This window comes from Pacificitalea manganoxidans, from assembly GCF_002504165.1.
Taxonomy (GTDB): Bacteria; Pseudomonadota; Alphaproteobacteria; order Rhodobacterales; family Rhodobacteraceae; genus Pacificitalea; species Pacificitalea manganoxidans.
The window spans coordinates 1,312,066-1,325,412 of the sequence record NZ_CP021404.1 but is presented as its reverse complement, the minus strand read 5'-3'; the positions used below and the strand labels follow the sequence as shown (position 1 = coordinate 1,325,412).

The window sequence follows — 13,347 nt, the reverse complement described above, 5'->3', positions numbered from 1 at the left end:
AAATGAAAATTTGGTACTTGGTACAGATGCAGATTGCCTTGTTAATTAATTTCATAGTGACAATTAAGAAAGAACCGTCCAATCCATCATGGGCGCAACGGACAGGCGCGCGGCGCGCGTTACGTCCGGTGTCCCTTGGAGTGTTGGTGTTTCCCGCACAGCCATTTGTTCCGCTTCTGCCAAATTCCCCGGATGTTCGGGGTGGTGGATCAAAATGTTGCGCCGAAGTCAAATCTTTGCACCGCGGACTGGCAGGATAAGCGCGGAGCGCAGCGGGCGTCTCCGACCGAAACTTCAATCAAACGTGCGGCGCAGCAGCACAAGGTTGTCGAGGACCAGATTAGACGACCAGATGAACTGCGCATCCGCGCCTGCCCGGTCGAACAGGTCGGGGAAATTGGTGAAGGACGGCTTATTCGCGACGCCGACGGTGTCGTTGTCATAGGTGGTCGCCTGCGGCCATGCGCTATCGTCGAAGTCCGGCGCGACCCAATCGGTCGGCACGGGCCAATGCGCCGCCATATAGGCGGAGCCGTCATTGCTGCGCGGTATCTCGCAGGCGCTGCTGTCGCGTAGGGGGCCGTCCGTGTCGAGGCAGGCGGCATCGGCCAGCGGCCCGGTGTAGAATGTCTCGGCCCGCCATGTCTCATCGGTAAGCGTGACCACCTCTCCGGCGGCGTCGGTGACCAGCATCGTCAGCCCGCCATCCCCCGGACTATAGCTGACACCCCGGCCCTGTTCGGAGCCCAGCCCGAGGTTTTCCTCCCAATCGACCATCATCACGGCAAGCGTCACGGGCCGTTCGACGGTAAAGCGCACGACGCTTGAATTGAAGGGCGTGAAGGGCACGGCATCGACGGCCAGCAACTGCCCGTTGGCATAAAGCTCGAAGTAGTTGTCGCCAAAGAGGTAGGCGGTGAATTCCTCGCTCCCGCCCGCGTCGATGACCGGCACGCTGTCAATGTCGGCCTCAGCCGTGCTTGAGGGTGTCACACCGTTGCATTCATTGTATAAATCGGCGGCCTTGGGCGCATCGGCGAATTGCGTGTCCGCCGGAACCGTCCAGACCGTTCCATCCTGCGACGTGATCTGCCCGACGGCGGTGGGGCGCCCGCCTGCGCAGTCGTAAAGCTGCGGGATGGTCGTGTCCGCCGGGCCAGTGGTAATCGACGGGTCCTGAGCGTGGGCCGCAGCGGCAGACAGGGCCACAAAGGCAGAGATCCAGCGCAGATCAGGCAGGGTCACGGGCAAGGTGTGCGTCATCAGAAATCCCAATTTTTGTTCCAACCACATTCAGCGCCGAATGTTCCGTGACCTGCCCGATACAGCGTGCATCGGGTGACGATCGGGGGACCCCCGGTCGCCGCGCAGCCGCGCGCGCTGACACGGCGGTGACCTCAGCAGTCTGCTGTTAACGGACCGGGCCGGGATTTCCGTCGGAGTTTTTGCCCCGATGCGGGCCGCGCACGCGTGCGGGCCGGGCGCGGGGGTGGTCGGTGGCGTCCCCCTCCCGGTGGAGGGGGACGCCAGAGGGATCGATCAGGGGCGCTTAGACCTCGACCACGACCTTCCCCACGGCATTGCCGCTTTGCAGGCGGGCATAGGCGGCGCCGACCTCCTCCAGCGTGAAGCTTTCCGCATCAAGCAGCGGCTTCACCGCTCCGGCATCCACGAGCGCTGCGAGATCGGCCAAGATCTGGCCATGCACCTCGCGGCCCACATCATGCAGCATGGGCAGCAGCATGAAGACCACATGCAGCGACAGGCCCTTGAAATGCACCGGCGTCAGGTCAAGCTCCAGCAACGACACGGTGGTGACGACATGCGCGTTGAGCGCCGCCGCCGCAAAGGAATTGGTCAGGTTTGCGCCGCCGACGGTGTCAAACACGGCGTCAAAGCCGGTGCCCCCAGTGTGCGCGGCAACGTAATCGTCGATCTTCTCGACCTTGAAATCCACAGCCGACGCGCCGTAGCCCTCGATCACGGCCAGTTGCGCGTCGCCCGTGCCGGTTGCCGTGACCTTGGCGCCCAGATGGCGGGCGATCTGAATGGCAAGATGGCCCACGCCGCCCGCACCGCCCTGCACCAGCAGGGTTTGGCCTTCGGAGACGCCCGCGCGGTGCAGACCTTCCCATGCGGTGATGCCGACCAGCGGCAGCGCGGCGGCCTCGCGCATGGTCAGCGTGCGCGGCTTGGGCGCGATCAGGCGCGCGTCGGCCAGCATGAATTCGGCCAGCGCCCCTTGCAGATCGGCCAGACCGCCCGCACAGCCATAGACCTCATCGCCCACGGCGTAGCCGGTGACATCGGCGCCGACCTCCTCGATCACACCGGCGAAATCCATGCCCAGCACGGCGGGCAGCGCGGGCGACAGCGGCAGGTCGGCGCCCATGTCCTTGATCATCGTGTCGATGGTGTTGACGCTGGTGGCCTTCACCCGGACGACGACATGGCCGGCCGTCACGGTGGGTCGGGGGGTGTCGGTCGGGGTGAATACTGCCTCGGGGCCGTAGTCGGTCAGGGTCATGGTTTTCATGGGAATATCCTTATTCGGGAGGGTCAGAATTGGGTCAGGAGCGCGTCGATCTTCGCGGCAACCTGCGTGGCGGTGGCATCGTCGTAGCGCGGCGCCAGCCTGCGGGCGTCGTTGTCGTAATAGCGCCCGGTGGCCTGCGCGAAGTCCGGCGACAGGGCCGCGCGGGTCAGGATGTCGACGCCGATATTGAGGTCATTGCCGGAGGTGCCGAAGCCCTCGCGCACCATGCGCGTCGCCAGCAGCGAGCCGGGATTGACCGCCAGCGACACCGGGCCATCGGGATGCGCGTCGCCAAAGCGCTGGTTCCACAGGGTGATGGCCAGTTTGCTTTGGGCGTAGGCCTCCATATCGGTCAGCTTCCGCGCGCCGTTCAGCGCCTGCAAATCGACCGGCGCCTGCGCGGCGGATGACAGATGGAGGATGCGCCCGTCCCGTGGCATTTCCGGTGCCAGCCGCGCGGCCAGCAGGGCGGAGGCGAGCGTATTCACCGCAAAGCGCACGTCACGCCCGCCTGCCTCGGTCCGGGCGGTTTTGAACACACCGGCATTGTTGATGAGCACGTCGATCCGGGCGCGGCTCTGCCCCACGCGCCGGGCCATCGCGGCGACCTCTGCGGGATCGGACAGGTTCGCAACCTCGGTCGTGATCGTCGCCCCGGTCCGGCGCAGGTCGCGGGCGACATCGGCCAGTTTCGCCGCATCGCGCCCGTGCACGATCAGCGCATGGCCCTGTTCGGCCAAGGCCTGCGCGGTGGCCCGGCCCAGCCCCTGCGTCGCGCCGGTAATCAGGATGGTTTTCATCTGGTGGTCCTTTCAGGCAAACTGCGGCAGCACATCGCGCGCCAGCCGGTCGAGCGTTTGGTCGATGGGCGCGCGGTTGAACCGCAGGTTCAGGGCGACATGGTGCACGCCGATCGTTTCAAGCTGTCTGAGATAGCCGCTCAGCCAGCGGTGCCCGGCCCGCACGCCCAGATGGATCGGCTCCGGCCCGTCATCGGGATCGTCGGTCAGGTCGATATAGAGCGGTTGCAGCACCGGCTTTGGCGGCTGGTTCAGGGCCGCCAGCCGGACGCGCCACTCCGCCAGCACGCGGTCCTGCGCCTGACCGGGACGCGGATAGGTCATCCAGCCATCGCCATTCTGCGCGATCCAGTCGGGGGACTGGCGGCTCGATCCGGTGACGAGCAGCGGCAAGCGGGGGCCGTGCGGCTTTGGCAGCATGTCGATGGTGCCGTCGGTCTGGCCGAACCGGGTGGTGATGCGCGGGGCGGGCGTGCCCATCGCGCGAATATAATCGAACGCCTCGCGGAACGCGTTCCCGCGCTGCGCGAAATCGACATTCATCGCGGGGTATTCCTCGGGCCGGTCGCCCGAGGCCACGCCAAGGATCAGCCGCCCGCCAGACAGATGATCGACCGAGGCCGCGGCCTTGGCCACATGCGCGGGATGGCGCAGGGGCAGCACGATGGAGGCCGCGCCAAGCGCGATATCCGTGGTCTGCCCGGCGAGATAGCCAAGGTAGGTGAACGGATCGTAAAGCTGCCCGGCATCCCCGAAACTTGGCACGTTGAACGGCACGTCGCGCAGCCACACCGCGCGGAAGCCCAGAGCCTCGGCCTGCTGGACCCGCGCGAGATGCCCGGTCATGTCCGGCACCGGGCTGTCGGGATAGGCGGCGACCGGCACCACAAGCCCAAGGCTCAGCCGCCCGGGCGTGAACGTCGCATCAAAGCCGCGATTGATCTGCGGAAAGCTGTCGGCGTGATCGCGCATGGGGGCCTCGTTTCTGATGCGTCTGGCGGGCGGTCTGGCGGGATGTGTCGGGGCGGGCAGCGAACCGCCGGGTCAGGCCGACAGGCCGGGTGCGACCTGTTTGCCGATGACACGCCCGCTTTCCTGCCGCTCATGCGCGGCGGCGAGGGTCTGCGCGGTCAGCGTTTCGGCCCGCTCCGTCACGGTGGAGATCAGCACCCCGGTATCCAGCATCTCGGACACCCGGTTCAGCAGGTCGCGCTGCGCCTCCATATCCGTTTCGAACATCGACCGGGTGAACATGAATTCCCAGCTCAGCGTCAGCGCCTTGGGTTTGGCGGGGGCAATGTCGAGGCCCTGCGGATCGTCGATCAGCGCGATGTGGCCGCGCGGCGCGATCAGTTCGACAATGGCGGGCCAATGCTGGCCGGTGGCGGTCAGGGCGGCGACGTAATCGGGGGGCAGCGCCAGATCGCGCAATTGGCCCGCCATGTCGCCGCGATGGTCGATCACGTGATCGGCCCCCATCTGGCGCACCCAGTCGCGCGTTTCGGGGCGGGACGCGGTGGCGATCACGGTCAGCCCAGTCAGCCGTTTGGCCAACTGGATCAGGATCGAACCGACACCGCCTGCCCCGCCGATCACCAGCAGGCTTTGGCCCGCGCCCGCGCCTTCAGTCAGGCGGAAGCTGTCGAACAGCATTTCCCACGCGGTGATCGCGGTCAGCGGCATCCCGGCGGCCTCGGCAAAATCGAGCGAGGCGGGTTTGCGCCCGACGATGCGTTCATCCACGGCATGCAGCGCAGCATTGGTGCCGTCGCGCGTGACATCCCCGGCATAGAACACCTCGTCCCCGACCGCGTAGCCTGTGACCTCGGCGCCGGTTTCCACCACCACGCCAGCCGCATCGAAGCCCAGAATGCCAAAGGTTTCGGGGGCGCGGGCGGCGCGCAGCTTCACATCGACGGGATTGACCGAGATGCCCTTGACCGCGACCAGCAGATCACGCGGGCGCAGAGAGGGCCGCGCCACGTCCTGTTCGCGCAACTGGGTCGCGGGGCCGGTCTGGGTGTAGCCGATAGCTTTCATGGGGGATGTCCTTTGCAGATCGCTTGAGTGCAGAGATACACCTTTCAAATCGCATATAAATGCCGCATATCGGAGTTCAGTTTTCCGATTTTCAGGATAATGGCGATGGATATTCAAACCCTGCGCCTGTTCGTTGCGGCGGCGGAGCGGCTCAATATCAGCGCGGCGGGGCGGAGCCTTGGCCTTGCGCCCGCGATGGCCAGCGCCCGCTTGGCCAAGCTGGAACACGAACTGGGCGCGGAATTGCTGCACCGCACCACGCGCAAGGTGTCGCTGTCGCAGGAGGGCGCGGCGTTTCTGCCGTATGCGCGCGAAATCCTCGCCCAGTCAGAAGCTGGGCGCGCCGCGCTTGGCCTGAATGCGAAAAAGCCCTCCGGCACCCTGCGTTTCGCCGCGCCGAGCAGTTTCGCGCAGCTGCATATCATGCCGCTCCTGCCCGCGTTTCACGCAGCCTATCCCGATATCACGCTGGATTTGCGCCTGTCGGATACGCGGGTCGATCTGATCGAGGGGAGTTTCGACCTGGCCCTGCGCAGCGCGCCCCTGACCGACAGCAGCCTGAAGGGCCGCAAACTGGGCGATGATCGTCGTGTGTTCTGCGCGGCGCCCGCCTATCTGGAGCAACGCGGCACGCCTAGGACGCCTGCCGATCTGGACGGTCATGACCTGTTGTCGTGGGGCACCGCCGCGCCGCGCCAGTTTGCCGCCGGGGCGGAGCGTTTTACGCTCGATCCACGCCGGATGATCTGCCGGACGATCCTGAATGACGGCACCGCGCAACGCATCGCCACGCTGGCGGGGGGCGGTATTTCGGTGAATTCGCTTTGGAGCGTCGCGGCGGATATCCGGGCCGGGCGGCTGGTGCATCTGCTGCCCGACTGGCGGCTAGACGACGCATCGGTGCTTTGGCTGATCTACCCGCAATCCAACGTGCTGACGCCCAAGGTGCGGGTGTTCATGGATTTCCTGTTGGCGCAGTTGACGCCCGCGCCGTGGGGGGCAGCCGCCACGGGGTCAGGTTAGGCGCGGCCGGGATAGGCCATACGCCGCCACGGCCCGGCCCACCCCCGCTGCATCCGTCCGGCGCGGCTCAGTCGCAGCCCAATCGCTCGGCGCTCAGATCGTCGGTCGCGGCGATGACATCCAGCAATTCGGCCTTCATCCGCCGTCGCGTCGCGATGTGTTCGGGGCGGTGGAACAGGTTCTCGAATTCGTCGGGGTCGTCGTCGAGGTTATAAAGCTCGCCATCCATGGGCCGCGCGCCGCTGCCATCGCCGTGCCAGACGATCAGCTTCCACGCGTCGCGGCGCAGCATCGTGGTGTTCACGGGCTCCACGCCGGGATGGCCGCTGTCGCGATATTCGCACAAGGCAAAGTCCCGCCAATCCGCGACCGGTTCGCCCTTGGCAAAGGGCAGCAGCGATCTGCCCTGCCCCGCAGGCAGCGGCGGGCACTGCGCGGCATCGAGATAGGTGGCCGACAGATCGATCCATTGCACAAGCGCGTCATGCACCGTGCCGCCGTCGATGACGCCGGGCCAGTTGAGGATCAGCGGCACGCGGGTGCAGGCATCATACAGCATCGGCCCTTTTAGAAGCTGGCTGTGATCGCCCAGCATCTCGCCATGATCGGACGTGAACACGATCAGCGTGTTTTCGGTCTGCCCGGCGGCCTCCAGCGCATCCAGAATGCGGCCCACCTCGTGATCGACCAGCGCGATCATGGCGTAGTAATTGGCCCGCAATTCGATGATTTCTTCGTCTGTGTAGTCCACGAAACCCGGCGCCGCGCCGGCATAGGATTTTTCGGAATAGGCGGTCTGCCGGGCGGGTTTTTCGGCCAGCTCGCCCTCCCGCCGTTTGGGCGGCGGAATTTTCGATGCATCGATCTTGGCGCGGAATTCCTCTGGCGCGCCGAAGGGATGATGCGGGTCAAAGAAGTTGGCGAGCAGAAAGAATGGCTCCGCCGGATTCCGCTGCGTTTCGATGAAATCGATGGAGCGTTCGGCGACCCAATGGGAAAAATGCGCCTCCACCGGCACCGTGTTCATGGGGGTGGGGTCTTTGGCCTGATTGCCCGCCCCGGCGTTCGAGGGATGCCCCTCGTCGGGGAAAATCCCGGCAAGCACGCCGGGGTGATGTTCCGCCAGCCAATTGAGGTAGGCGTTTTGCGGCGAGCGGTGAATGGCGTCATGCGACCATTCAAAGACGCGATAGCCGTCATCCAGCCGCGCTTCGGTCTGCCAGCCTTCGCAGGCTGACAGATGCTGTTTGCCGATCATGCCGCAATCATACCCGCCATCAGCGAGCGCGCGGGTGAACATCTTGCGGTAGGGCGGCAATGAGACGCCATTCGCCCACAGGCCGTGGTTGCGCGTATACATCCCCGTAAACAGCGAGGCGCGCGACGGCGAGCAGATCGGATTTTGCACATAGCAGTTCGAGAACCGCGCGCCGGTTTCGGCAAGCCTGTCGATATTGGGTGTATGGGCCCCCACCGCGCCGGTGCACCCCAGAGAATCGAACCTTTGCTGATCGGTGCAGATCATCAGGATATTGGGGCGATTGGTATTGGTCATGACAACACTGTCTTTCCGTAGAGCGTGGTGCGGTGGGGATCGGGATCAGTCGGCTTTCGTGGCGTTCTGGAAGATGGCGAACCCATCCGCCGAGAAGGACACGCCTTCGATGTCTTCCGACGTGACCCAGAGCCGCGGACGCGACACCAGCGACAGAACATGGTGGCTGTCGCGCAGGAATTCCGACGCGCCCGCATAGGCCGCGCGGCGGGCGTCGTTATCCGGGGTGGAGCCGCCTTGGGTCACCGCCTCGGCATAGGACGCGTCGCTGAAGCCCGACACATTGCCTTCGGGCTTGAACACGACGGTAGTTTCCAGCAGCGACGAGGGGTCTTTCCCGGCCCGCCCATAGGCGTGGGAGGCCAGATCGAAATCCTGTTCCTGCACATAGCGGCGGCGATAGGTGACCGCGTCGACATTCTCGATTTCGAGGTTGATCCCGATCTTGGCGAGGTCGGCCTGCATGATTTCCGCGATGGTGGTGTATTCGGTGCGCACCTCGGTCGAGGTCAGCATGCGCAGGGACAGCGGCAGTTCGACCCCGGCCCCTTCGAGCACGGTTTTCGCCTCGTCCAGATCATAGCGGCAATCGTCCTGCGCCGCGACATAGGCCAGCGATTCCTCGGTGAACGGCAGGCACAGGGTCTGCCCGAATTCGCCGAACAACAGCCGCGCGATGCGGTCGCGGTCGATGGCGAGGTCGATGGCCTCGCGCACCGCGACATTGTCGAGCGGGGCGCTGCGGCTGTTGATGGTGATGTCATGCGCCACACCCGACGGCGCGTCGCCGGTGACAAAGCTGCCATCGCGGGTGAAGGGCACCAGATCGATGTAGCCCAGTTCGGTGACCATATCGATGTCGCCCGACCGCAGCGCCAGAAGCGTGGCCTGCTGATTGGGCACGGTCATGATCTCGATCCCGTCGAGCGTCGGGGCGCCGTCCCAGTAATCGGCGTTGCGCTGAAGGTTGGTGGCGGTGCCCGAGGCGTGCGACGCCAGCGCGAACGGCCCGGTGCCGATGCCGGTCTGGCTGAAATCGCCGCTGGCCTCCACATCGGCGATATACATCAGTTCCAGCAGATCGAACACGCCGGGGAACGGGGCTTCGAAATTGAGGACGACGGTCATGTCGTCCGGGGTCTCGACCGAGGTGATCCGCTTGGCAAAGCTTTGGATCAGCGCGCCGTTGGCGGGATCGAGGACATGCTCCACCGTATTGGCCACATCCTGCGAGGTGAAGGCCCGCCCGTTGTGAAAGGTCACGCCCTCGCGCAGGTTGAGCGTCAGCGCGGTGCCGTCTTCGGAGAACTCCCAGCTTTCGGCAAGCCGGGGCTGCGGCACCAGTTGGTCGTCATACCGCGTCAGCGCGTCATAGAGCGTGTTGTTGATCGGCTCATGGGCGGGCGACAGGTTATAGGGGTCGAGCGTCGGCAGGGTCGCGGTCTGGCCGAAGATGAGCGTTTCAGCGGCGAGCGGTTGGGCACAGGCAAGGGCCACGGTCGCGCAGGTCAGCAGATAGGTTTTCATTGTTAGGTTCCTCCCTTGGATTGTCGTCTCAGCCCGGCACCGCCGGAGCCTTTGGCCCGTCGGTCAATTGCGCCAGGCGTTCAGTGTCGTCGGCGTAATGGCAGGCGGCGCGATGGTTGCCCTGTGACAGGGCGACCAGCGCAGGCACGGTCTGCGCACATTTTTCGGTGGCGATGGGGCAGCGCGTCCGAAACGCGCAGCCGCTGGGAATATTCGCGGGATCGGGCGGCGCGCCTTCGACCTTAAAGGCATCGTCGCGCCGCAGGTCGGGGTGATCGACGGGCGCGGAATCCAGCAGCGCACGGGTATAGGGGTGGCGTGGGTCTTCGAACACCTCGTCGACATCGCCGATCTCGACGATGCGCCCCAGATACATGATCGCCACGCGGTCCGAGACATGACGCAACACACCCAGATCATGGGCGATAAAGGCATATCCGGCATTGGTCTTGGCCCGCAGGTCGTCCAGCAGATTGACGATCTGCGCCTGAATCGACACATCCAGCGCCGAGGTCGGCTCGTCAAAGATCACCACATCCGGTTCCAGCGCCAGCGCCCGGGCAATACCGACCCGCTGCCGTTGCCCGCCCGACATCTCGGACGGATACGCATCGAGGAACTGCGCCCCGAGCCCGACCTGCGCCATCAGCTCATCCGTGCGCCGCGCGATGTCGGCCTTCTTCCATTTGGCGATGACCATCGGCTCGGCGATGATGGAGCGGATCGTCATGCGCCGGTCGAGCGACGAAGTCGGATCCTGAAACACCATCTGGACATTACGCCGGGCGGCCCGCAACGCGCGCCCCTCCAGCCCCGCCAGATCGGTATCCATGATCCTGACGCGGCCTTCGGTGGGCGCGACAAGCCCCATTGCGACCCGCGCGAGGGTGGATTTGCCGCAGCCGCTTTCGCCCGCGATGCCCAGCGTTTCGCCGCGATGGATCTGAAGATCGACGCCGTTCAGCGCATTGACCGCCCCGAAGGATTTCCGCACCCCTTCGAGGTTCAGCACCACGTCCTGCGAGATGGCGCGTTTCTCGGTCTTTTCGCTCTGGACGGTCGCGCCGACCGGCGTTGCCAGCACTTCGTCGGTGAAATGGCAGGCGGCGCGTTGCCCCTCTGCCACCTCGGTCAGGGCCGGGCGCGTGGTGCGGCAGATCTCGCGATCCTTGGAAAACGCGCAGCGCGGATGGAACGGGCAGCCCGACACCGCATCGGCGGAGGTCGGCGGGAAGCCCGGAATCGCGTTCAACCGACCGCGCCGCGCGCCGGTCGCCGGACGGCTTTCGAGCAAGGCGCGCGTATAGGGGTGGGCGGGGCTGTCGAACAGATTGGCCACCGGGGTCTCTTCGACCACGCGCCCGGCATACATGATCATCACCCGATCCACGCTTTCGGCGACCAAGCCCAGATCATGCGTGATGAGGATCAGCGCAAGGTCCCGCTGGGTGCTCAGATCCCCCATCAACGACACGATCTGCGCCTGCACGGTCACGTCGAGCGCGGTTGTCGGCTCATCCGCGACGACGATGGCGGGGGCGTTGGACAGGGCCATGCCGATCACCGCGCGCTGGCGCATCCCGCCTGAGAATTCATGCGGGTATTGGCTGACCCGCAGGGCCGGATTGGGGATCGACACTTCGTTCAGCATCCGCTCCGCCGTGGCCTGAAGATCGGCGCGCGGCGTGGCGGGGCTGTGCACCTCGATCGGTTCGGAAATTTGCTCGCCGATGCGCATCGAAGGGTTGAGCGAGGTCATCGGGTTCTGAAACACCATCGAGATTTCATTGCCCAAGACCTGCGCCCATTGGCGTCCGCTGGCCCCGCGCATGTCGCGCCCGCGCAATTCGATCTTGTCGGCCTTGATGATGGCCGAAGATCCCAGCAGCCCCATCGATGCCAGCATGGTCACCGATTTGCCGGAGCCGCTTTCCCCCACCACGCCCAGCTTTTCGCCCGCCGCGACCGTGAAGCTGACCCCATCGACGACCTGTTTGCGCCCGCGGAAACTGCGAAAGCCGACCCGGAGGTTTTCGACCTGAAAGAATGCCGTCATCACGAACCTGCCTTCTGCTTGCTTTGCGGGTCGAGCTTGTCGCGCAGGGCATCGGCGACGAGGTTGATGCCGACCAGCACGATGGTCAGCGCTGCGCCGGGCACCACCGCGTAGACGGGCACGAAGTCCAGAAACCGCAGGCTGTCGGACAGCATCTGGCCCCAGCTGGGCGTCGGCGGCTGCACCCCCAGCCCCAGAAAGGACAGCCCGCTTTCCATCAAGATCGCGATGCCGACGGACAGGCTTGCCTGCACCACCAGCGGACCTGCGGCATTGGGAAGGATATGGCGGAAAATGATCCGGGCCTTGCTGGCGCCCATGCTTTCGGCGGCTTCGATATATTCCAGCCGCGCCTCTGACATGGCGATGGCGCGGGCCAGCCGCGCGAACAGCGGGCTTTGCGCAATGGCGATAGCCACGGCCACCTGCAAAAAGCCCGGCCCGAGGATGGCGACGATTGCCGCGCCGAGCAGGATCGCCGGGAAGGCCGAAATGCTGTCGCTGAGGCGCATCAGGCTGCTGTCGGCCCAACCGCCCAGCGTCCCCGCCACCAAGCCGATGAACGTCCCGATGACAGCGCCCAGAAGAACCGCCAGCGCCCCGGCGGTCAGCGACACGCGGCTGGCATAGATCGTGCGGCTGAGGATATCGCGGCCCAGCAGATCGGTGCCGAACCAATGCTCCGCCGACATGCCCATCAGTTCGCTGCCCGAAAGCTGCTCATTAGGGCCATAGGGCGCGAGGACCGGCGCGAACACAGCGACCGACACCATGAAGGTCAGGCAGATCAGCCCGATGCGGCCCCCGCGGTGATGCCACAGATATGCGAACGTTTCGGTCATACGCGCCCCCCGACCGCGGCGCGGACCCTTGGGTTGAACCAGCCGTAGGAAATATCGACCAGCAGATTGATCGCCATGTAGATCACCACGAAATACAGCAGCGCGCCCTGCACCACGACGACATCGCGGGTTTCTATCGCCTCCACCGTCAGCCGCCCGAGGCCCGGCCAGTTAAAGACGCTTTCGATCAGCACCGCCCCGCCCAGCATCTGCCCGAAGCGCAGGCCAAGCACGGTCAGCACCGGCATCGCGGCGTTGCGCGCCACATGGCGCAGCAGCAGGCGACGCGCCCGCACGCCCTTGGCCCGTGCGACGGTCACATAGTCGCGGCTCAATTCGTCCAGCAGGCTGGCACGCACCAGCCGCGCGATCATGGCGGCCGAGTCCATCGACAGGGCGATGGCTGGCATCACCAGATAGGCCAGCGCGCCGAACCCGGCCCGGTCAAAGCCACGGAACCCGCCGGAGGGCAGCCAGCCCAGAGATACCGAAAAGAACAGGATGAACAGGATGCCGAACCAGAAATTCGGCACCGACAGCACCAGCGAATTGACCGCCGTGATGGTCGTATCGACCCATGTGTTCTGGCGGATCGCGGCGACGGTGCCCACGGCGATGCCTATGACCGACGCAATCACGATAGCCGCGCCAGCCAGCATGATGGTGAAGCCCAGCCTGCTGAGGATCAATTCCGTCACCGGACGCCCCGAGATCGGAGAGGTGCCCAGATCGCCCTGAATCGCGCCCAGAAACCAGCGCCCGTATTGGATCGGCAAAGGTTGATCGAGGCCGAAGCGTTTGGTCAGCGCCTCCACCATTTCGGGCGAGGGGTCGGTCCCGGCGAGAACGGTTACGACGCTGCCCGGCACCATGTGCAGCATCAAAAAGACGACGACCGACACGATGAAAACGACGAGCGCGGCCTGCAGAACCCTGCGGAAGATATATCTCAGCATGGGTCAGCCAGC

11 protein-coding genes are annotated in these 13,347 nt (G+C 65.3%); 1 reads left to right on the top strand and 10 read right to left on the bottom strand.

The genetic code is table 11. From position 1 onward, the window contains the following. Positions 1 to 294: 294 nt before the first annotated feature. The 5 genes from CBW24_RS06070 to CBW24_RS06050 all read right to left on the bottom strand — a co-directional run bounded on the left by CBW24_RS06070 (position 295) and on the right by CBW24_RS06050 (position 5,376). Complete coding sequence (locus CBW24_RS06070) at positions 295 to 1,263, bottom strand: hypothetical protein (protein WP_097374141.1); 969 nt, start codon at positions 1,261 to 1,263, stop codon at positions 295 to 297. 286 nt (positions 1,264 to 1,549) lie between these two features. Beyond that, the gene (locus tag CBW24_RS06065; protein WP_097373000.1) at positions 1,550 to 2,536 is read right to left on the bottom strand and encodes a zinc-dependent alcohol dehydrogenase family protein; all 987 of its coding nucleotides are present in this window, start codon (positions 2,534 to 2,536) and stop codon (positions 1,550 to 1,552) included. A gap of 23 nt (positions 2,537 to 2,559) precedes the next feature. Continuing rightward, the gene (locus tag CBW24_RS06060; protein WP_097372999.1) at positions 2,560 to 3,336 is read right to left on the bottom strand and encodes an SDR family NAD(P)-dependent oxidoreductase; all 777 of its coding nucleotides are present in this window, start codon (positions 3,334 to 3,336) and stop codon (positions 2,560 to 2,562) included. 12 nt (positions 3,337 to 3,348) lie between these two features. Continuing rightward, positions 3,349 to 4,308: an LLM class oxidoreductase gene (locus CBW24_RS06055; protein ID WP_097372998.1), complete on the bottom strand. Its 960-nt coding sequence runs from the start codon at positions 4,306 to 4,308 to the stop codon at positions 3,349 to 3,351. A 72-nt stretch (positions 4,309 to 4,380) separates the two neighbouring features. Further along, positions 4,381 to 5,376 carry a zinc-binding alcohol dehydrogenase family protein gene (locus tag CBW24_RS06050; protein WP_097372997.1) on the bottom strand — a complete coding sequence of 332 codons (996 nt, stop codon included), beginning with the start codon at positions 5,374 to 5,376 and terminating at the stop codon, positions 4,381 to 4,383. A gap of 105 nt (positions 5,377 to 5,481) precedes the next feature. Here CBW24_RS06050 and CBW24_RS06045 point away from each other — a divergent pair, with 105 nt between their 5' ends. Then, entirely contained in the window at positions 5,482 to 6,399 is a 918-nt protein-coding gene (locus tag CBW24_RS06045; RefSeq protein WP_088662012.1) for a LysR family transcriptional regulator, read from the top strand. A 67-nt stretch (positions 6,400 to 6,466) separates the two neighbouring features. Here the strand turns inward: CBW24_RS06045 and CBW24_RS06040 are convergent, their stop codons facing one another. The 5 genes from CBW24_RS06040 to CBW24_RS06020 are packed head-to-tail and all read right to left on the bottom strand — an operon-like array spanning position 6,467 to position 13,335. Beyond that, complete coding sequence (locus tag CBW24_RS06040; RefSeq protein WP_097372996.1) at positions 6,467 to 7,954, bottom strand: sulfatase-like hydrolase/transferase; 1,488 nt, start codon at positions 7,952 to 7,954, stop codon at positions 6,467 to 6,469. Between the two features lie 45 nt (positions 7,955 to 7,999). Then, complete coding sequence (locus CBW24_RS06035; protein ID WP_097372995.1) at positions 8,000 to 9,481, bottom strand: ABC transporter substrate-binding protein; 1,482 nt, start codon at positions 9,479 to 9,481, stop codon at positions 8,000 to 8,002. A gap of 28 nt (positions 9,482 to 9,509) precedes the next feature. Then, entirely contained in the window at positions 9,510 to 11,537 is a 2,028-nt protein-coding gene (locus tag CBW24_RS06030) for a dipeptide ABC transporter ATP-binding protein (RefSeq protein ID WP_097372994.1), read from the bottom strand. After that, positions 11,537 to 12,379 (bottom strand): ABC transporter permease, encoded by an 843-nt coding sequence (locus CBW24_RS06025; protein WP_088662016.1) that lies wholly within the window; start codon positions 12,377 to 12,379, stop codon positions 11,537 to 11,539. The genes CBW24_RS06030 and CBW24_RS06025 overlap by 1 nt, the downstream gene beginning before the upstream one ends. Beyond that, entirely contained in the window at positions 12,376 to 13,335 is a 960-nt protein-coding gene (locus tag CBW24_RS06020; RefSeq protein ID WP_097372993.1) for an ABC transporter permease, read from the bottom strand. The genes CBW24_RS06025 and CBW24_RS06020 overlap by 4 nt, the downstream gene beginning before the upstream one ends. Positions 13,336 to 13,347 lie beyond the last annotated feature (12 nt).